This window comes from Photobacterium aphoticum (assembly GCF_001029435.1).
In the GTDB taxonomy this organism is placed as follows: Bacteria; Pseudomonadota; Gammaproteobacteria; order Enterobacterales; family Vibrionaceae; genus Photobacterium; species Photobacterium aphoticum.
This window is the reverse complement of sequence record NZ_LDOV01000043.1, coordinates 42674-63342: the sequence shown is the minus strand read 5'-3', so window position 1 is coordinate 63342 and position 20669 is coordinate 42674. Positions and strand designations below refer to the sequence as shown.

The 20669-nt window shown below is 55.1% G+C and carries 15 protein-coding genes and 1 riboswitch; of the genes, 8 read left to right on the top strand and 7 right to left on the bottom strand.

Annotated elements, in window-relative coordinates; all coding sequences use genetic code 11:
- Positions 1–67 precede the first annotated feature (67 nt).
- The 6 genes from ABT58_RS21010 to ABT58_RS20985 form a co-directional block, all read right to left on the bottom strand.
- A complete protein-coding gene (locus ABT58_RS21010) occupies positions 68–1879 on the bottom strand; it encodes an AMP-dependent synthetase/ligase (protein ID WP_047876406.1) in 1812 nt (603 codons plus the stop codon).
- A gap of 273 nt (positions 1880–2152) precedes the next feature.
- Complete coding sequence (locus ABT58_RS21005; RefSeq protein WP_047876405.1) at positions 2153–3256, bottom strand: MJ1255/VC2487 family glycosyltransferase; 1104 nt, start codon at positions 3254–3256, stop codon at positions 2153–2155.
- A gap of 9 nt (positions 3257–3265) precedes the next feature.
- Positions 3266–3769, bottom strand: a complete 504-nt coding sequence (locus ABT58_RS21000) for a phosphatase PAP2 family protein (protein ID WP_189595487.1) — start codon at positions 3767–3769, stop codon at positions 3266–3268.
- 161 nt (positions 3770–3930) lie between these two features.
- Positions 3931–7041 (bottom strand): efflux RND transporter permease subunit, encoded by a 3111-nt coding sequence (locus tag ABT58_RS20995; protein ID WP_047876403.1) that lies wholly within the window; start codon positions 7039–7041, stop codon positions 3931–3933.
- Entirely contained in the window at positions 7038–8441 is a 1404-nt protein-coding gene (locus ABT58_RS20990) for an efflux RND transporter periplasmic adaptor subunit (protein ID WP_229821796.1), read from the bottom strand. The genes ABT58_RS20995 and ABT58_RS20990 overlap by 4 nt, the downstream gene beginning before the upstream one ends.
- A 2-nt stretch (positions 8442–8443) precedes the next feature.
- Complete coding sequence (locus ABT58_RS20985) at positions 8444–9082, bottom strand: TetR/AcrR family transcriptional regulator (protein ID WP_047876402.1); 639 nt, start codon at positions 9080–9082, stop codon at positions 8444–8446.
- Between the two features lie 577 nt (positions 9083–9659).
- On the opposite strand from ABT58_RS20985, the gene leuA reads away from it, so the two are divergent.
- From leuA to thiQ, 8 genes are all read left to right on the top strand, one after another.
- Positions 9660–11210, top strand: coding sequence for a 2-isopropylmalate synthase (leuA, locus tag ABT58_RS20980; RefSeq protein ID WP_047876401.1), 1551 nt, complete (start codon positions 9660–9662; stop codon positions 11208–11210).
- Positions 11211–11212: 2 nt separating this feature from the next.
- The gene (gene leuB / locus ABT58_RS20975) at positions 11213–12301 is read left to right on the top strand and encodes a 3-isopropylmalate dehydrogenase (RefSeq protein ID WP_047876400.1); all 1089 of its coding nucleotides are present in this window, start codon (positions 11213–11215) and stop codon (positions 12299–12301) included.
- Between the two features lie 24 nt (positions 12302–12325).
- Positions 12326–13759, top strand: coding sequence for a 3-isopropylmalate dehydratase large subunit (leuC, locus tag ABT58_RS20970; protein ID WP_047876399.1), 1434 nt, complete (start codon positions 12326–12328; stop codon positions 13757–13759).
- Between the two features lie 16 nt (positions 13760–13775).
- Entirely contained in the window at positions 13776–14378 is a 603-nt protein-coding gene (gene leuD, locus ABT58_RS20965; RefSeq protein WP_047876398.1) for a 3-isopropylmalate dehydratase small subunit, read from the top strand.
- 261 nt (positions 14379–14639) lie between these two features.
- A complete protein-coding gene (locus tag ABT58_RS20960; RefSeq protein ID WP_047876411.1) occupies positions 14640–15410 on the top strand; it encodes a DUF547 domain-containing protein in 771 nt (256 codons plus the stop codon).
- A gap of 58 nt (positions 15411–15468) precedes the next feature.
- Positions 15469–15577, top strand: a riboswitch (TPP riboswitch).
- 96 nt (positions 15578–15673) lie between these two features.
- Positions 15674–16687, top strand: coding sequence for a thiamine ABC transporter substrate binding subunit (thiB, locus tag ABT58_RS20955; RefSeq protein WP_047876397.1), 1014 nt, complete (start codon positions 15674–15676; stop codon positions 16685–16687).
- A 12-nt stretch (positions 16688–16699) separates the two neighbouring features.
- On the top strand, positions 16700–18295 hold the full coding sequence (gene thiP, locus ABT58_RS20950; RefSeq protein WP_047876396.1) for a thiamine/thiamine pyrophosphate ABC transporter permease ThiP: 1596 nt from the start codon (positions 16700–16702) through the stop codon (positions 18293–18295).
- The gene (thiQ, locus tag ABT58_RS20945) at positions 18289–19023 is read left to right on the top strand and encodes a thiamine ABC transporter ATP-binding protein (RefSeq protein ID WP_047876395.1); all 735 of its coding nucleotides are present in this window, start codon (positions 18289–18291) and stop codon (positions 19021–19023) included. The genes thiP and thiQ overlap by 7 nt, the downstream gene beginning before the upstream one ends.
- 107 nt (positions 19024–19130) lie before the next feature.
- On the opposite strand, the gene ABT58_RS20940 is transcribed toward thiQ, so the two are convergent.
- Entirely contained in the window at positions 19131–20507 is a 1377-nt protein-coding gene (locus ABT58_RS20940; RefSeq protein ID WP_047876394.1) for a PhoH family protein, read from the bottom strand.
- Positions 20508–20669: the final 162 nt, after the last annotated feature.

Sequence of the window (20669 nt, the reverse complement as noted above, 5' to 3'; positions counted from 1 at the left end):
ACCTTAAGTGAACGGCATTAGTACCGAAGCACTCTCTTTTCTGTGTAACGCCGAAGCACAAAGCCGCTTAGTGGGCTTTCTTGTGGCTCTCTTCGTACATACGTTCGATTTCCTGATGGTAGCGATCCTGGATCACTTTACGGCGCAGTTTCTGCGTCGGGGTCAGTTCGCCCTTGTCCATCGAGAACGCGCTTGGCAGCAGGGTGAATTTCTTCACTTGCTCAAAACGCGCCAAATCTTTTTGCAGTTCCACGACGCGCTTTTCAATCAGCTCCACAATCTGGCTGTGTTTGATCAGCTCCAGACGGTCGTGGTACTTGATGTTCAGCTCACGGGCATGCTCTTCCAGTGTGTCGAAACACGGTACGATCAACGCCGATACAAACTTACGGGTATCCGCGATCACGGCGATTTGCTCGATGAAGTGATCTTTACCAATCGCGCCTTCGATCACCTGTGGTGCGATGTATTTACCGCCCGAGGTCTTCATCAGCTCTTTGATACGATCGGTAATGAACAGGTTGCCATTTTCATCGATATAGCCGGCATCACCGGTTTTCAGGAAGCCATCAGCGGTGAAGTTATTGGCAGTTTCCTCTGGCATGTTGTAGTAACCACGCATCACCATCGGACCACGCACCAAGATCTCGTTGTCTTCACCGATCTTCACTTCCGCCCCCGGCATGGTCATGCCAATAGAGTCCGGATTGAAACACTTGTCATCCCAGCACGACACGGTCGCGGTGGTTTCAGTCATGCCGTAACCCAGCTTCACGTTAACGCCGATAGCATGGAAGAAACGGCCAATGGTCGCGTCCAGTTTCGCGCCACCACATGGCATGAACTTGATACGGCCACCCAACAGTGCACGCAGTTTAGACAGCACCAATTTGTCTGCCAGTGCGTAGCTCTTCTTCAGCATGAACGACGGCTCACGGCATTCCTGACGCGCCAGTGCCATGCGGGCACCCATGTTCACCGCCCAGGTGAAGATCATCTTACGGTGTACCGGTGCGCGCGACACTTTATCGTGTACCGCTGAATACAGCTTCTCGTACACGCGTGGCACCGCTGCCATCACGTTTGGCTTCACTTCCACCAAGGCTTCTTTGAGCAAGTTGGTGTCTGACAGGTAACAGTTGATACCACCACGGTGCAGCACGTAGAAAGTCCAGGCGCGCTCAAACACGTGTGACAAGGGCAAGAAACACAGCGACACATCACCTTCTTCCAGTGCCAGCGTCTGATCGTGCGCTTCCAACTGCGAGGCAATGTTCGCGTAATCCAGCATCACGCCTTTTGGTGTGCCGGTGGTACCTGAGGTATAGATCAGGGTCAGCAGATCGTCCATGGCGAAATCTGCCAGACGCGCTGCCAATTCGGCTTCGGCTTGCGCACTGCTCAGTGCCGCAAAGTCATTAAAGCTGATCACCAATGGGTGTTCAGTCAGTGTCACGTTCTCGCTCATCACAACGATGTGTTGCAGCTGCGGACACTCAGGAGCAATGGCAATCGCGGCATCTAGCTGCGCTTGCTCGCCCACAAATAAGATACGAATACCGGCGTCATTGATAATGTACGCGGCTTGTTGTGGGGTATTCGTTGGGTAAATTGGCACGGTTACAGCACGGTTGTAGAGCGTCGCAAAATCCGCCACGGTCCAGCGTGCCATGTTGTTGGAGAAGATCCCCACTTTGTCCTGAATATTCAGGCCATGCCCAAGCATTGCCACGGCCAGTTGGTGGATCTGCTGACCAAACTCGGTCCAGCTGATATCTTGCCACTTACCTTCAACCTGATGACGCAATGCTACCTGTCCACCGAGACGTTCAATTTGCGAACGGATACGGTTGACGATATGAAATTCACGTTTAGCCATAACTACTCTGCCAATCTGGCTTACACCTGTAAGCCTATTCCGCAGGGAGTCTACCTTTGATGGAAAAAAAGGCAACTCTGTATTCTCACAAATTTGTCATTATGCTGGTAAGACCAGAATTGGAAACCAGACACCGCACCGAGCGGCGACAGACAAGGCATGGCGGGGGTAAATGTAAGCAAATACGACATTCTGCGCCGTCACACAGCGAAACGCCTTATTTTCCACTTCACGCCATACCTATACAGTATAACGCGCGCTGTAAAAGGCCGCTTACAGGGTCGTAATCGCAGACTGACGGGAAGGGGTGCCGCCCTGCACAAAATCGGTCAGTGCGTCTTGGGTCACATCGGGAAACTCCACCTGCTGCCACAATGCCAGCCACAAGGCGTTATGGTTTTTCCACTCCCCTTGCTGTACCCATTTGGCCAGTCCCATCGCCACATCCGGGAGCACCACCTGCCCGGCGGCATCACTGGCCAGCCAACGGTGCAGGGCAGACGCATCCAAATAATGCATCGCCTGCGCCAGGCCCATCATCTCCAGCGTCATCACATTGCTTTGCTGCTCATACTGGCCTTGCAAGGGCTTCAATAACAGCTTCTTCCCCAATCGAATGGCTTCCGACGGCAACTCAAAGCCACCGTTGGCGATCACCCCGCCACAGCGGTGCATGGCATGATGAAAGCCCGCCCGATCTAACCGGCGTAAGCGCACATTGCCTTCTTCCCGATCCGCCTGCACCTGCGGGTGATAACAGACAAACGTGACAGAGGAAAAACGGCGCAGCCAAATCACCACTGCCGCCAGATCTTCAAACGGCAGATACACCAAGATGCTGCGATCATTGCTGACCGGCTCAGACAGCGCAGGGACGATAGGCGGCAAAATGGTTTTATTGAAGTGAAACCAATGCAGGCCAATGGCATGCTGGGTCGGCGCAAAATGACGGGTGATCATCGCGTCCAGCCAGGACTGCCCTACCGTCGGCACATCATACAGAAAGGCATTTTGATGGCTGAGGCCCACACTTGGCACCTTATGTCGCTGCGCCGCCCACGCACTGATCGGCTCAAAATCATTCAACACCACATCATAACCGGACACATCCAGCTGGCTGACATCGTGTACAAAGTGCATCGGGCGATTATGACGCAGCGTCTTCCACTGGTTGAGTTGCCCTTGCTCCGTGATAAAGGTCAGCCCTTCTCCGGTGCGGTAATCACCAAAGCAGTCCATATCAAAGTACTGACTGGGCTCACGGCCGGAGAACAGAAAATCCACCGTCATGCCGAGCGAAGCAAAGGCCCGCGCCATTTCCCGCGCCCGTGAGATATGCCCGTTACCGGTTCCTTGTACGCCATAAAGGATCTTCATACCGGCTCCTTATCCACTCACGACGGCGAAACACGCCCAGCCCAATGCGACGCCTGCGACAATGTCAGTGATGTAATGCACACCGAGCAGCACCCGCGACAAGCCAATCGCCACCGCCCATGGCCAGATAAACCACGCCGTGTCGGGATAAAAGCTCGTCAACAGCGATGCCATGACAAAAGCAGCGGCGGTATGTCCGGATGGCAGACTGTATTGATCAGACGGTTGGATAAAGCAGGGCAAGGTGGAAGGACGGGCGCGTTTCACGCTGTTTTTAAGGAGCAGGTAAATGGGCAGCTCCAGGGCGAAGGCCCACAGTCCGGTGGTGAGCACATCGGTACCTTGAACCGGATCGAGCCAGACAATCAGCAGGGCAAACAAGACATACAAATGCCCGTCGCCAGTATGGGAGACCGCCCGACTGATTTGGGCAACTTGTCCATTGAAACGGTGGCACAAACAGCGCTCAGAAAACGCATAATCCCATCGCTGGATAGGTGTCAGTAACGTCATCCTCATTCCCTCACCGGAAGTCATGCTGTAAGCGTAGGGAAGGATAATGACAAGACCGTGACGCTTTCAGGGAGGGACAATGACAATCGCCCTCCCTGTATCACACGTCACGTCCTTTTTGTCGCCTAGTCCTTTGCATCGCGTCGCTCGGCCAGCTTGGGCTAGGCAGACAGCAGTTTTTCATGCCGATGGACCAGCTTGAAATCCGCCAGAATGACGTAGGCGGCCGGGATCATAAACAGCACCAGCAACGTGGAGGTGAATATCCCGAACACAATGGAAATCACCAGCGGCTTGATCACCTGTGCCTGCAAGCTGGTTTCCAGCATCAACGGCAGCAAACCGGCTGCCGTGGTCAGCGAGGTCAGAAAGACCGCCCGGAAACGCTCCCGGCTCGCCATCACCACCGCTTGCTGAATATCCTCGCCGTCATCCAAATGATGGCGAATGTACTGCACCAGCAAAATGGAATCGTTCACCACCACCCCGGCCAGCGACACAAAGCCCATCATGCTGGGCATACTGAGCGGATGGCCGAGTAACCAGTGCCCCCAGAACACCCCGATCAGGGCCAGAGGGATCGCCAGCAGCACCACAAACGGCTCTAAATAACTGCGGAACTGGAAACTGAGGATCACGAACACCCCGAAGATCCCGAGCAGAAAGCCGGTCAACATGGACTGGCCGGTTTCTGCGGTGTCTTTTGCCGCCCCTTCAAAATCAAACCGCAGGCCCGGATACTGCTGCTTCAACTGCGGCATCAAATCGGTACGGAACTGGCGCAGCACTTCATTGGCGCTCACCACGCTTTCCTGCAGATCCCCGTACACGCTCAAGGTCCGTAACCCATCAATACGCTGGATTCGGACGAAATTCCGCTGACGCTCCAGCACCGCCACTGAAGCTAACGGGATCTGGCTGCCATCGGCCAAAATGATCGGAAAACTGGCCAGTGTTTGCAGATCTGCTGCCCGGGCTTTATTGAACATCACTTCAATGTCGATATTCTCCGGCCCGATCTGGATTTCATCCGCCGTCTGGCCGAAGTAGGCCGCACGCAATTGCGAGGCGATCATCTGCCCGTCAATACCGAAAGCCTCCGCCCCTGGTCGCAAGCGGATCAACACTTCCGGCTTGCCCATGCGCATGTCATCAAGCACACCTGACACACCGGCAAACTGATTGAAGAACGCCTGGGTGTCGATAGACGCCGCCTTGAGCATGTGCACATCGTCATGCTGCATCCGCACTTCAATTTCCCGCCCGCCGGGCCCCATCATTGGCTGCTTGAACACCAAGGCCACCGGCTCGGCCAGTACGCCCACTTCTTCGCGCCACGCCTCAATGAAATCGTCAATCAGGCTGGAGCGGGTTTCTGCACTGAGCAAATCCAGCCGTACCGTCGCCACATGGGGGCCGCTCTCATCCGCGTCCGCATTGAAATTAAATTGCTCGGTGATGTTTTTCACCAAGGGCACGCCATCTTCATTACGATCGCCCCAACTGACACTCAAGTGCTCAGCCGCTGCCACCACCACACTGACCACGGCTTCGGTTTGAGCCAGTGTCGCCCCCGGCGGCAAGATGATCCGCGCTTCGGCAATATCCCCATCCAGCTCGGGAAACCCGACAAACTTCAGCCCGCCACCGGCCAGCAATGCCACCGACGCAAACAGCAACCCGATGACTCCGCCGACAAAGGCATAACGCCAGGTCACCACCCACGTCACCGCCTGCACCAAATGCACATTACGAAAATGTTCAAAACGGGTAAGAAAACGTTGTTTCCAACGGGGCGGCGGCGTGCTCTTTTGCTCTTTTTTCAGCGAATGCGCTAAGTGATTGGGTAAGATCAGAAAGGCTTCCACCAGACTCAGGGTCAGTACCAGAATCAGTACCTGCGGCACCACGCGCAGCACCGCCCCCATCTCCCCTTGCAAAAAGATCAGGCTGCCGAAAATACAGATGGTAGTGAGGTACGACGACACCACGCCGGGCATGACTTTCTTCACCCCGTTATAGACCGCATCCTGTACCTTCTGGCCGCGATCCAAATGCGAGGCAATGGACTCGGAAATCACGATGGCATCATCCATCATGATCCCGATCGCCATCAGTAACCCGACGAGGGTCATAATGTTGATGGACAACGAGAACGCCGACATCAAATACAGGCTGCCCAGAAACGCAACCGGTAAGCCGGCGGCGATCCAAAACGAGTAGCGCAGCGAGAAAAACAGCCACATCACCGCAAACACCAACACCACGCCCTGCCAGCCATTTTTGACCATCATGGTCAGGCGATCCCACAACAACGAAGAGAGATCGTTGGTCAGGGTTAACGTCACCCCTGTGGGCGCGCGGGCATTTTCCGCCGCCACAAAGGCCGCCACCCGCTCTTTGATCCGCAATGCATCATCGGCTTTGTTTTTGCTGATTTTGAGCATAGCCGATGGCGTGCCGTCAAACAGCACCTTTTGCTCGTCCAGCGCAAAGCGATCGGTAATGGTCGCCACGTCTCCCAAGCGGATCACCGCCCCGGCACTGTCGGCGCCAATCACGGTATGGGCGAGGGTCTCTGGCGTGATTTTCTGCTCATCAAAGCGGAGCAGCAGGTTGCGATCTTGTGTTTCAATGCTGCCGCTGGGCAATTTGATGTTCTGGCGGCTGATCTTGTTGGCGATGTCATTCACACTCAGCCCGAGCTGACGTAGGGCGATTTCATCGAGCTCAACCCGCAACTGGTGATCGGAAAAACCGCTGACCGCCACCAGTGAGACGCCGTAATCCAATTTGAGCGTGCGCTTGAGTTGCTCGGCGTAAGCTTTGAGGTGCGGCAAACTGGTATCGGCTTTGATCGCCACATCCACCACCGGCTCGTTCCAGTCCAGCTCCCGCACCACGGGGGATTCAATTTCACTCGGGAAGTCATTGATGGCGTTGATTTGGGTCTGCACATCCACCAGCATGCGCGCGACCACCTCGCTGTTGGTGAGCTTGAGGATCAGTGAGGCCGAGCCTTCTACCGCCTCACAGCGGGTTTCGACAATATTGGCCAGCCCGTCGACCGCATCTTCCATCCGCATACAGAGGCTTTCTTCCACCTCCTGCGGCGAGGCGCCCGGGTAGACCACCGAGGCAATGATGTAAGGCGGGGCAAATTCAGGAAAGGTTTCCCGTTTGATTTTCGGCAGGGACACCAACCCCACCAGCAACAGGGTCAGCATCAGCAGATTGGCAGCCGTCGGATGGCGTGAGAAATACCGGATCATGGCTGCGACTCCTGCGTCTCACTAGGCGTTTGGGGAGCTTGGGGCGTGGGAGGAGCTTGAGGGACTTGAGATGGAGCCTTCGCTTGTGGCCGTTCCGGTTCACCGTTGCGGGTCACCACTTGTAAGGCCATCCCCGCCACCGCCGGCAACAGATCGTTCACCACCACCCATTGCCCGTCTTGCAGTTCACCGCTGATCGCCACCTGCCCATCCCGGCGAAACAACACCGTGACCGGTACAATGGATAATGTGTTGTCTGCGGTATTCACATACACCTGGTTGCCATGCAGCGCCCGCTCGGGGATCACCCAATGGTTATTGCGCTGACCGGTGAGCTCTGCTTCTACAAACATGCCGTTGACCAGTGGCGGCGCCGATTCCGGTGACAACTGGCTGTAGTCCTGCTGCACTTCCAATATCACCCCGACGGTGGCCTGATTGGCACTGACGGTATCGCTGATCCGTGCCACTTTTGCCGGCCAGCGCTGGGTAAAATCACCGCTCGATAAGGCAATTGAGGCGGTAAAATCAAGCTGATCCGCACGCGGGCGCCCATCACTGTGCGCCGTGTACTGGGTCAGGCTGGAGGCCAGCACCTGCATGTCATGCAAGGCGATCTGTGCATCGATTTCCACCGCTTCAATACCGTGCGCCAGCACCATGGTCTGCTGACTATTAACCACCTGATCCTGCTCAATGTGCACACTGGAAATGCGCGCATCCACCGGCAAGGTGATCACGGTTTTGGCCAACGCCCGCTGCGCTTCATCCACACGGGAAAGGTTCACTTCCAGCTGTGCCTGCGTCACCTTTTTCTCGTTCGGCAACACAATCAACTGGTTTTCAATGTCCTGCAGGGCTTTCTGATTCGCCAGCATCGCCTGCTGCTCCAAATCCACCGCCGACTGAGAGGTCAGCCCTTTACGCTTAAGCTCTTGCTTACGGGCCAGCTCTTTTTGACTGATCGCCAAACGGTTCTTTTCAATCCGTAAGGTCGTACGCAGGTTTTTCTCTTCCTGCACCAGTTTGGCGAGCTGGGCGCGAGTGGCACTGACATCTGCCTGCGCCTGCGCTAGACGCAACTCGTAATCCAGCGGATCGATTTTCAGCAATACCGTGCCGGCATCCATCACCCGGCCTTTTTCCAGATCCGGATGGCGGTACACCACTTTACCCGTCACTTCGGCAATGGCCTGCCATTCCACTTTCGGGGCCACCCGGCCAAAGCCGATGGCCTGCGGCGCCAGCGGTTGTTGCTGCAAGGCAATCACATCGACAGCCCGGCTGCGTGACACCGAAGGTTTATTGGCCGGTGTGGGACGTAACACCACGGCCAGCACAAGGATCAGCACACCCAGCAGGGCGGCCGGTACTAATAAGCGTTTTCGTGGTGTTAACATGGTTATCCCTCTTCCTTGGGTTTCAACAAGCCATGAGTCAGCAGTTTGACATTATGCTCGGCTAATTCGGCTAAGTACGTTTCATCCATCTCAATTCCCTGCAATTGCAGCATCGAGGGCGGGATCAGAAACGGAAAAATCATCAGGCTAATGAAGCTCATGCGCGCCTTATCCGGACAGATGTCAGGATGCAGTTGCCCCTGCGCTTGCAGCTGAATAAAAATGCGCTCAATGGCGGGACGAGCCGTTTCGCTGAAAATGCGCTCCATGGTCTGACGCTGTAGATCGGTCGGCTCCATCATCATCGCCCGCGCCACCAGTTTGGGCATGTCCGGATTGGGCGCCATGATCCGGTAATAGGTCCGCAACAGATCGACGATCGAGGCAAAATCCCCCTGGGTCATCATGGTCTGTAACTGCTGCTGAACGGGGGCCATGGTTTCCCGCAGCATGGTCTCGTACAACCCGGCTTTATGGCCGAAGTAATAGCGGATCAACGCGACATTCACGTCCGCCCGTGCCGCAATCATGCGTGTCGACACCTTGCTGTAAGGCAGGCTGACAAACAAACGACGCGCTTCCTCAATCAGGCGTTCTCGTGCATCTGACGCCCCGGTTGGACGCCCTGCTTTTCCTGCCATGTGTACTCCTGAGGCACACCGGTTAACTGGTGTGCGATTATGCATGTCGTATTAATTAATCATTTGTTTAATTTTAACTATACGATAACCGTAAAAAACCGGATTAATTCCGTGCTTTTCAATCAAGTGATTAATTTTACGTGGCTCACCCTGTATCGCGCCTGTTCACGGAAAACCGGCCATTTCCCCGCACACCGCGCCAAACAACACTGGCATGACCAGTCATTAATATTATTAACATTCAAAAGAATAACCGAGAAAGGAAAATAAACATGCAATTAACAGTTGACGATATAGCGCGCGATTTGGTATTCATTTGTTAACCAACCAGTGGGTTTTTCGATCAACAGATTCCATCAACAATCGTCAACGGAACCATACAATGATGAAAACACGTTTCTCTCTTCTCCTAAGCCTCCTCCTTATCGTGACGTAATCGCGCGGGTAGCTTATGGGTGAGGAACACCACTAAGATTTCAAAAAACCCGCGCCAACTGCGCGGGTTTTTTCATATTGCAAAGCCGGCGCAAAGGATGCGGACAACGCCAAACAGGCAGGCTAAAGAAAGGATGTCGCAATGAAAGATCAGGTCATTATTTTCGATACCACACTACGCGATGGGGAGCAGGCACTGTCAGCCAGCTTGACGGTAAAAGAAAAACTGCAGATTGCCTACGCCCTCGAGCGCCTTGGGGTTGACGTGATTGAAGCGGGTTTTCCGGTGTCCTCACCGGGGGATTTTGAGTCCGTACAGACCATTGCCAAGCACATCAAAGACAGCCGCGTCTGTGCCCTGTCCCGTGCGGTCGCCAAAGACATCGACGTGGCGGCAGAGTCCCTGAAAGTGGCTGACGCCTTTCGTATCCATACTTTCATTTCTACCTCTACCGTACACGTACAGGACAAGCTGCGCCGCAGCTATAATGACGTGATCGAGATGGGGATCGCGGCGGTTAAACGGGCCCGTAACTACACCGATGATGTGGAATTTTCCTGTGAAGATGCCGGCCGTACCCCGATCGATAACCTGTGTCGCATGGTTGAAGCGGCCATCAAAGCCGGTGCCCGTACCATCAATATTCCCGACACCGTCGGCTACACCCTGCCCAATGAATTTGGCGGCATTATTGCTCAGCTGTTTAACCGCGTACCCAATATCGATCAGGCCATCATTTCCGTCCATTGCCACGATGATTTGGGCATGTCGGTGGCCAACTCCATGGCCGCTGTACAGGCGGGCGCCCGTCAGGTCGAAGGGACGATCAATGGCATCGGTGAGCGCGCCGGTAACTGCGCACTGGAAGAGATCGCCATGATCATCAAAACCCGCGCGGAGTTTTTGGGCGTGCACACCAACATCAAGCATGACGAAATCTACCGCACCAGCAAGATGGTCAGCCAGCTGTGTAACATGCCGGTGCAATCCAACAAAGCGATTGTCGGCGCCAATGCCTTCAGCCACTCGTCCGGCATTCACCAGGACGGCATGCTGAAAAACAAAAACACCTACGAAATCATGACCCCTGAGTCTATCGGCCTGAAAAATCAGGTACTGAACCTGACGTCCCGTTCGGGCCGCGCGGCGGTGAAAAGCCACATGGACGCACTGGGTTACACCGATAAAGAATACGATCTGGACACCTTGTACAGCGACTTCCTGAAACTGGCGGATCGCAAAGGCCAGGTGTTTGATTACGACCTTGAAGCGCTGATGCACTTTGCCAACCTGCGCGAGGAAGACGATCACTACAAGATGAACTACCTCAGTGTGCAGTCAGGCAGCGTCATGGCCACCACCACCATCAAACTACAGTGTGGTGATGAAGAGAAATGTGAAGCGGCCGTCGGTAACGGTCCGGTCGATGCGCTGTATCAGTGTATCTACCGCCTGACCGGTTACGACATCGTACTGGATAAGTTCGATCTCACCGCCAAAGGTGAAGGGGAAGACGGTCTGGGTCAGGCTGACATCATCGCCAACTACAAAGGCCGCAAGTACCACGGTACCGGTCTGGCGACGGACATTGTTGAAGCGTCCGGCCAAGCTTTGCTTCACGTGATCAACAGCATTCATCGCGCCGATCAAATTGCAGAAATTAAACAGAAATCCCAAATGGAGACAGTATAACCATGGCAGGTACATATAACATCGCCGTTCTACCGGGTGACGGTATTGGTCCCGAAGTGATGCAGCAAGCCCACAAGGTGCTCGACGCCGTACAGGAAAAGTTTGGCTTTACGCTGGCGTGTCACGAGTTTGATGTCGGCGGCATTGCGATCGACAACCATGGTTGCCCGTTACCAGAGGCGACACTGAAAGGCTGTGAAGCGGCGGATGCGATTCTGTTTGGTTCCGTCGGCGGCCCGAAATGGGAACACCTGCCACCGAACGATCAGCCAGAGCGTGGTGCGCTGCTGCCGCTACGTAAGCACTTCCAGCTGTTCTGTAACCTGCGCCCGGCGCAAATCCACAGCGGTCTGGAAGCCTTCTCGCCTCTGCGTGCAGATATCTCTGAGCGCGGCTTTGACATCGTAGTGGTGCGTGAGCTGACCGGTGGCATTTACTTCGGCCAGCCAAAAGGCCGTGAAGGGGAAGGCCCGCAAGAAAAAGCGTTTGATACCGAGGTATACCACCGCTATGAAATCGAACGTATCGCCCGTATCGCGTTTGAATCGGCCATGCTGCGCAAGAAAAACGTCTACTCCATCGATAAAGCCAACGTACTGCAAAGCTCGATTCTGTGGCGCGAAGTAGTTGAAGAGGTCGCGAAAGACTACCCAGAGGTCACCCTGAACCACATGTACATCGACAACGCGACTATGCAGCTGATCAAAGATCCGTCGCAGTTCGACGTCATGCTGTGCTCCAACATTTTCGGTGACATCATCTCGGATGAGTGCGCGATGATCACCGGCTCCATGGGCATGCTGCCATCAGCCAGCCTGAACCAAGACAAGTTTGGCATGTACGAGCCGGCGGGTGGCTCTGCGCCGGACATCGCGGGCAAAAACATTGCTAACCCGGTGGCACAAATTCTGTCTGCCGCGCTAATGCTGCGTTATAGCCTGGGTGAAGAAGCGGCCGCGCGTGCCATTGAGCAAGCGGTCTCGCAAGCACTGGAAGCCGGTGAACTGACGGCGGATTTGGCCGGTGGCCGCCCGGCCCTGACCACCAGCGAAATGGGTGACAAGATCGCCCAGTACATCCGCCAAGCCTAATCCGTCACAAGGAGCAAATGAGCAATGTCGAACAATAAAGCGCCCAAGACGCTATACGAAAAAGTCTACGATGCCCACGTGGCGGTGGCCGCCGAAGGGGAAAACCCGATCCTGTACATCGATCGTCACTTGGTGCATGAAGTGACCTCACCGCAGGCGTTTGATGGCCTGCGTGAAAAAGGCCGTCAGGTGCGTCAGGTGAGCAAGACCTTTGCCACCATGGATCACAACGTCTCAACCCAGACCAAAGACATCAATGCCTCGGGCGAGATGGCGCGGATCCAGATGGAGACCCTGGCCAAGAACTGTGAAGAGTTCGGCGTCACCCTGTACGATCTGAACCACAAATACCAAGGCATCGTCCATGTCATGGGGCCGGAGCTGGGCATCACCCTGCCGGGCATGACCATTGTGTGTGGAGATTCTCATACCGCTACGCATGGTGCGTTTGGCTCACTGGCCTTTGGTATCGGCACTTCCGAAGTGGAACACGTGCTGGCGACCCAAACCCTCAAGCAAGCCCGCGCCAAGACCATGAAAATCGAAGTTAACGGCAAGGTCGCCGAAGGCATTACCGCCAAAGACATCGTGCTGGCGATCATCGGCAAAACCACGGCGGCCGGCGGTACCGGCTACGTGGTGGAATTTTGCGGCGAAGCCATCACCGATCTGTCGATGGAAGGCCGCATGACGGTCTGTAACATGGCCATTGAACTGGGCGCCAAGGCCGGCTTGATTGCGCCGGATCAGACCACTTACGACTACATCAAAGGCCGTAAATTCTCGCCACAAGGCGCCGATTTTGACGCCGCTGTGGCGTACTGGAACACCCTGAAAACCGATGACGACGCGCAGTTTGATCATGTGGTCACACTGAATGCTAAAGACATCAAACCGCAGGTCACCTGGGGCACCAATCCGGGGCAAGTGATTGCGGTTGATCAGCCGATCCCGTCACCGAGCGATTTCAGCGATCCGGTTGAGCAAGCGTCCGCCGCCAAAGCGCTAGCCTACATGGGGCTGGAAGCCGGTAAAACCCTGTCCGATTTCAGTGTCGATAAAGTGTTTATCGGCTCGTGCACTAACTCACGTATCGAAGACATGCGCGCCGCTGCGGCCATTGCCAAAGGGCGCAAAGTGGCGGCCAACGTACAGGCCTTGGTGGTACCGGGATCAGAGCAGGTGAAAGCGCAGGCAGAGCAAGAAGGGCTGGATAAGATCTTCATTGAAGCGGGCTTTGAATGGCGTCTGCCGGGCTGCTCCATGTGTCTGGCCATGAACAATGACCGCTTGGGGCCACACGAACGTTGTGCCTCCACCAGCAACCGTAACTTTGAAGGCCGTCAGGGCCGTGATGGCCGTACCCACTTGGTGAGCCCCGCCATGGCAGCCGCTGCCGCCTGTGCCGGTCACTTCGTGGATATTCGTGAACTAGAACCTGCACCAATGCCGGCTTAACAGAGGGAATGTAACCATGACAGGATTCAAACAACACACAGGTCTGGTCGTCCCGCTGGATGCCGCCAACGTCGATACCGATGCGATCATTCCTAAGCAGTTTTTGCAAAAAGTGACTCGCCTTGGTTTTGGGCAGCACCTGTTCCATGACTGGCGTTTCCTGGATGATGCCGGTCAGCAGCCTAATCCGGCATTTGTGATGAATGCGCCGCGCTACCAGGGCGCGAGCATTCTGCTGGCACGCGAGAACTTCGGTTGCGGCTCGTCCCGCGAACACGCCCCGTGGGCACTGGCCGATTACGGCATTCGCGTGATGATTGCGCCGAGCTTTGCCGATATTTTTTACGGCAACAGCATCAACAACCAAATGGTGCCGGTGCGCCTGACAGAGCAGGAAGTCGATGCCTTATTCCAGTATGTGGACGCCAACGAAGGGGCGACCATCACGGTGGATTTGGAAGCGATGACGGTCACAGCAGACGGGAACACCTACTCGTTTGAGATTGACGAATTCCGTCGTCACTGTTTGCTTAACGGGCTCGATAACATCGGCCTGACGCTGCAACATGAAGACAAGATCGCCGAGTATGAACGCAATATTCCGCACTTTCTGGCCTAACCCCGGTTATTCCAGCGACACCCCATAAGCCTCAACACGCCACGGAGCCTGCTCGGTGGCGTGTTTTTATCTGTCCTTCGCTATCCACCTGAAAGATCATTCACAGAAGTCCGGTCTCTGATCTGCATATCCCTTTCTCGGCCTATAGACTGCATGCAAGGAGTCGCCATGCCCCCAGTATCCCTCACAACACAACGATCTTCCGTTGCTCTTTTCAGCGCCCTTTTCGCCGTCCTGCGTAACCGCGTGTTACTCGCTGTAATGTGCCTTGGCTTAACCGTATCTAGCACGACCGCTCTGGCCGCGCCGAAAGCCGACTTGTGGCCTTACTGGCAAGCCCATCAAACCAATAGCACCCAACAAGTGGATCATCAACGCTGGCAGCTGCTGCTGGACCGTTATCTGATCGTTGCCCCACAACAAACCCGCTTTCGCTACAGTGCCGTCACTGATGACGACAAATACACATTGAGCCGCTACCTGCGCGACATGGCCAAGATCGATCCCCGTCAGCTCAATCGCCGTGAACAATTCGCCTACTGGGTCAATCTCTATAATGCGCAAACCGTGCAACTGATCCTTGCGCATTACCCCGTCTCGTCTATCACCAAGATCGGCGGCTTTTTCAGTTTCGGTCCTTGGAATGAAAAATTGCTCACCATTAACGGACAATCATTGTCTCTCAATGACATTGAGCACCGCATTCTGCGCCCGATTTGGCGTGAGCCGCGCATTCATTACGTGGTGAACTGTGCCAGCTTGGGCTGTCCGGATCTGCTGCCACGCGCCTTTACCGCCACGAACACGGACACCTTGTTAGAGCAGGCCGCCAAACGCTTCATCAACAGTGATAAAGGCGTCAAGATAGACGGTGATCGCGTCCATTTGTCCTCCATTTATGACTGGTACGGGCAGGACTTCGGCACCCAACGCGAGCTGCAACAGCACCTCAACCGCTACCGCACCGGCGCGCCTATCACGTTGCAGCAGATCAGTTATGACTACGACTGGCAACTCAATGACGCCCAATAAGTGACTGACCTCACTCGCCCGGTACTAGCCACATTCCGATCCCACCATTACAATATGGCCGTTCTCATTGGGGAGCCCTGTCACTGAAACGGGCTGAGATTGCAAACGCAAAACCCACTGAACCTGATCCAGTTAGCACTGGCGTAGGAATTGAGACAAGTCATACGTACTTTTTGCTGCCAGCCCACACGCTGGGGCAACTCTCAACCCTGTGCCCCCTTATTTATCTCGCTTGCCGGACGCAAGCGTATCAGGAGCACACCGTGAAAAAATCCCTTTCTCTTTCTGTGGCCGCCTTATCGCTCACCGGCGCTATCGCCATGCCTGCTTTCGCTACCGAGGATGCGGCGAAAAACACCCTGACCGTGTACACCTACAGCTCGTTTGCCTCCGACTGGGGTCCGGGCCCGGCGATTGAAAAAGCGTTTGAAGCCCAGTGCAATTGCGATCTGCAATTCATCGCCTTGGACGATGGGGTATCGATCCTTAACCGTGTCCGTCTGGAAGGCAAAAACACCCAAGCCGACGTACTGCTGGGATTGGATAACAACCTGATCAGCGAAGCTAAGAAAACCGGCCTGCTGGCCGAGCACAAAGTGGATACCCGCTTGGTGACCATCCCCCATGGCTGGCAAGACACCACGTTTGTGCCTTATGACTTTGGCTATTTTGCCTTTGTGTACAACAGCACTAAGCTGACCAACCCGCCAAAGAGTCTGGATGAACTGGTGAAGCGCGATGACTTGAGCATCATTTACCAAGATCCTCGCACCTCGACCCCGGGCCAAGGCCTGATGTTATGGATGAAGTCGGTATACGGCGACAACGCCGCTGACGCGTGGCAGCAACTGGCCAAGAAAACCGTCACCGTCACCAAAGGCTGGTCAGAAGCCTACAACATGTTCCTGAAAGGGGAAGCGGACATGGTGCTGTCTTACACCACGTCTCCGGCGTACCACCTGATCGCGGAAAAAGACACGCAATACAAAGCAGCAAACTTCAGCGAAGGGCATTACCTGCAAGTGGAAGTGGCGGCCAAGCTCAAGAGCACCGATAACCCGGCGTTGGCCGATCAATTTCTGGCGTTCATCCTGACCCCTGCTTTTCAGGAGCACATTCCGACCGGCAACTGGATGTATCCGGTGATCCCGCAAACCCTGCCTGCCGGTTTTGAGCAACTGTCGCTGCCGCGCAAAGCCCTGGAATTTAGCGCCGACGACGTGGCTAAACACCGTCGTAGCTGGATCCGTGAATGGCAATCAGCCCTCACTCGATAGTAGGCACTCACTTTGCATCACCGCGTTACCGCTATACTGCCCGGCCTGTTCAGTGCCGGGCTGATCATCACCTTGGTGATCAGCGCCTTAGGAGCGTTAATCGTTGAGGCCAACAGCCTCGATATTTTGCCGCTGTGGCACGATCCCTACCTGCGCCATGTCACCGGGTTTTCCTTTACTCAAGCGTTGCTGTCGACCCTGCTCAGTGTCGTGCCGGCGATCCCGGTCGCTTATGCCCTGTCACGTCGCCAGTTTCGAGGCAAAGCGCTGTTACTGCGTCTCTTTGCCATGACCCTCGTGCTGCCTGTTCTGGTGGCGGTGTTCGGTTTATTGGCAATCTACGGCAATAACGGCCTGTTAATGCATGGCTTACATGCGCTGGGCTGGCAGCCGGATCTCTCACTGTACGGGTTGCAGGGCATTTTGCTGGCACATGTGTTTTTGAACCTGCCGCTGGCCACACGTCTGCTGCACCAGAGCCTGGAAGGCATTCCGTACCAACAGCATCAACTGGCGACCCATCTGGGTTTATCCAGCGGGCAACAATTCAGATTTGTCGCCTGGCCCCGCCTGCGCCAACAGCTGCCGCATGTGATCGGGTTGGTGTTCATGCTGTGCTTCACCAGTTTCGCGGTCATCATGGCACTGGGTGGCGGCCCGCAAGCCACCACCATTGAGCTGGCGATTTATCAGGCCTTGCGTTACGACTTTGATTTAGCCGGCGGGGCCATTCTGGCGCTGTGGCAAATGCTGCTGTGTGGCAGTTTAGTGCTGATCACACAACGCTTTGCCAAGCCGTTAGCGACCTCGCACGCCTCGGCACTGCATACCCGCTCGCCGCAGTTTGACTCACTGGCCAGCCGGTGCTGGGACAGTGTGTGGATTGGCTTCGCCGTCCTCTTGGTACTGCCTCCGCTGTTGGCGGTCGTCATGGCCGGGCTCAACCCACAAACCTTGCACCAACTGCAGGCCCCAGCGTTGTGGCAGGCCGTAGGACAATCATTGCGCATTGCCATTTTGGCCGCTTTGCTGGCGTTTGCCGGCGGGGTGGCGATCCTGCTGACCAGCCGTCAATGGCGTATGCACCGTCAACGCTGGGCAGCCGATGGACTGGAGCTGATCGGCACCATCATTTTGATCACCCCGGGGCTGGTGCTCAGTACCGGCATTTTCTTGTTGCTGCGCCAGTTTACCGATGCCTTCTCAGTGGCCTTTTGGGTAGTGGTGGCCGTCAATGCCTTGATGGCACTGCCTTATGTGCTCAAAACCCTGAGCCAACCGATGCTGCACATGGCTCAGCACTATGATCCGCTCTGCCAAAGCTTGGGCATGGGTGGATTAACCCGTCTGTGGCTGGTTGAGTGGCGCGCCCTTCGAGCCCCGATTGCGCAGGCGCTGGCGATCAGCTTTGTCCTGTCACTGGGCGATCTCGGCGCGATTGCTTTGTTTGGCAGCAATGACTTCCAGACATTACCGCTCTACCTGTTCCAGTTACTGGGCAGCTACCAGATGGATGCCGCCGCTGTGACGGCATTGATGTTATTACTCTTGAGCCTGGGCCTGTTTACCTTGGTCGAAAAGCTACTGATTCGGAAACCTGTATGCTAACCCTGAGCCAATTGCGCTATCACTATCCGCGCCCAGCACCGCACCAGCCGGAAACAACGCTGTGTTTTGATCTGCACGTTAACCAGGGCGACATCGTAGCCCTCATCGGCCCGAGCGGCGCGGGGAAAAGCACCCTGCTGGCGCTCATTGCGGGCTTTCTGGCCCCAGCAAGCGGAACCTTGTCGATCGCTGGTGAGATCATGCACCAGCAACACCCGGCCCAGCGCCCACTGTCGATGCTGTTTCAGGAGCACAATCTGTTCCCGCACCTGAGCGTGCACGACAACATCGCCCTGGGTCGTCATCCGGGCTTGCGTTTAACCGCACAGGACAAGGCCGATGTGGCCACCGCTGCAGCACGGGTCGGCCTGAGCGAATACCTGTCACGCCTGCCGGAACAACTCTCTGGCGGTCAACGTCAGCGTGTCGCGTTGGCGCGCTGCCTGCTGCGTCAGCGTCCGCTGTTGCTGCTGGACGAGCCGTTTTCTGCCCTTGATCCGGCGCTGCGCAAAGAGATGCTGGCACTGGTGCAGACACTGGCGCGCGAACAGCACATCACGGTGCTGATGATCACCCACAGCCCGGACGATGCGCTGGCCATCAGCGATCAATGTGCGTTTATTGATGACGGGGAAATTCAGGTGTTTGGCGAGACACACGCCCTGCTCACCCAGCCGACACATGCCGGGCTCAAACGCTATTTGGGGATGGAGACGAGTAGCGAGTAGCGAAAAAAGCACCAAGAGAAAAAGCACAAGGGGCAATGTACATGCGACATCGCCCCTTTTTATTGATACACCTTATTGATACACCGCTCTATTCGAGCAATAGGCGATTACAGATTTTCTTCCGCAAATTCTGCCAAACGGCTACGAACCACGCCATTGAGATAAATGTTGGCGCTTCCCTCGAAGTTTTTGAAACGCTCAACGATATACGTCAAGCCCGAGGTCACAGGAGACAAATAACTGGAGTCAATTTGCGCCAAGTTGCCTGAACACACTAACTTGGTGCCTTCCCCGCAACGGGTAATGATGGTTTTGATTTGCGACGCGGTCAGGTTCTGACACTCATCCAACAGCACAAAGGCATTTTGGATCGAGCGGCCGCGCATAAAGTTAATAGATTTGAATTGGATATTGGCTTTATCGAAGATGTACTTCATTGAGCCATCGGTACACACATCGTTTTTGTGCAACGCTTCCATGGTGTCGGTCACCGCCGCCAGCCATGGCATCATTTTTTCCTCTTCGGTACCCGGTAAATAGCCGATGGATTCGGCGATTTCCGGCGTATTTCGGGTCACGATGATCTTGTCATACATGCTTTTTTCGATGACTTGCTCAAGCGCGGCGGCCATCGCCAGAATGGTTTTACCACACCCAGCCGGACCGGTCAGAATGACCAGATCAATGTCCGGATCCATCATGGCATCCAGCGCCATGCCCTGATAGATATTTTTCGGGTGGATCCCCCAGGCCTGACGATGCATCAAGCGTTCATGACCGATGTCTTTCAATGTCACCGTATCGCTGTCCAGTGACTGCACGCGGGCGGCAAACTCCTTACTTTCATCAATCAGGTATTGGTTCACAAAGGGCGTATCAAACAAATTGATCGGCAAAGTATGCAGGGTTGAGCGTCCCCGCTTTTCTGAATGACACTCACCCACCCGCACCCAGAAATTACCGGCGAACTGGTAGAACCCTTTGGTCAGCAGCTTCACATCATCAATCAGCTGATCGCTGCGGTAATCATCCACATGATAGACCCCGGCTCCTTTGGCACGCAGCCGCATGTTGATGTCTTTGGTCACCAGCACCACTTCACGGGGGGCATAGTGGGTTTGCAGGTACAACACACCGTTGAGGATCCGGTTATCACCGGCCTTATCAGCAAAGGCATGCACCGTTTCTTTCACTTCATAATCGGCAAAAATCGCAATGGTGCCATCGGCATTACTGTGTTTATTAACGGGGATCCCGGCAGCAATTTGCTCAGGGGTGGCATCGTGAAAAATGGCTTCTAACGCCCGAATGGCAATACGGGCATCGCGGGAGACATCGCGCTTACTGTCTTTGATCCGATCGAGCTCTTCGAGCACCGTCATCGGGATCACGACATCATGCTCCTTGAAGGAGTAAATCGCGAGGGGTTCATGGAGCAGAATATTGGTGTCTAGGACAAAGACTTTCCTTTCAGCATCATCCATAGGGACCTCCTTGGTAACGAAAGAACGGGTGAGCCCGTTGAATCACTGACCTGTGCCAGCATGCAGTGGTTACTATTAAAGACCGGAGACAATGAACTAAATGTGACAGGTTCAGTTTGTAATTTTCTTGCTACTTTGACCGTGACCTTGCTCACGGCATGC

Coding starts and splice junctions, on each gene's coding strand:
- ABT58_RS21010 (WP_047876406.1), bottom strand. CDS start 1,879: ATGGCTAAACGTGAATTTCATATCGTCAACCGTATCCGTTCGCAAATT.
- ABT58_RS20960 (WP_047876411.1), top strand. CDS start 14,640: ATGTGCCTTGGCTTAACCGTATCTAGCACGACCGCTCTGGCCGCGCCG.
- ABT58_RS20990 (WP_229821796.1), bottom strand. CDS start 8,441: ATGTTAACACCACGAAAACGCTTATTAGTACCGGCCGCCCTGCTGGGT.
- ABT58_RS20985 (WP_047876402.1), bottom strand. CDS start 9,082: ATGGCAGGAAAAGCAGGGCGTCCAACCGGGGCGTCAGATGCACGAGAA.
- ABT58_RS20940 (WP_047876394.1), bottom strand. CDS start 20,507: ATGGATGATGCTGAAAGGAAAGTCTTTGTCCTAGACACCAATATTCTG.
- ABT58_RS21005 (WP_047876405.1), bottom strand. CDS start 3,256: ATGAAGATCCTTTATGGCGTACAAGGAACCGGTAACGGGCATATCTCA.
- leuB (WP_047876400.1), top strand. CDS start 11,213: ATGGCAGGTACATATAACATCGCCGTTCTACCGGGTGACGGTATTGGT.
- leuA (WP_047876401.1), top strand. CDS start 9,660: ATGAAAGATCAGGTCATTATTTTCGATACCACACTACGCGATGGGGAG.
- ABT58_RS21000 (WP_189595487.1), bottom strand. CDS start 3,769: ATGACGTTACTGACACCTATCCAGCGATGGGATTATGCGTTTTCTGAG.
- leuC (WP_047876399.1), top strand. CDS start 12,326: ATGTCGAACAATAAAGCGCCCAAGACGCTATACGAAAAAGTCTACGAT.
- leuD (WP_047876398.1), top strand. CDS start 13,776: ATGACAGGATTCAAACAACACACAGGTCTGGTCGTCCCGCTGGATGCC.
- ABT58_RS20995 (WP_047876403.1), bottom strand. CDS start 7,041: ATGATCCGGTATTTCTCACGCCATCCGACGGCTGCCAATCTGCTGATG.
- thiQ (WP_047876395.1), top strand. CDS start 18,289: ATGCTAACCCTGAGCCAATTGCGCTATCACTATCCGCGCCCAGCACCG.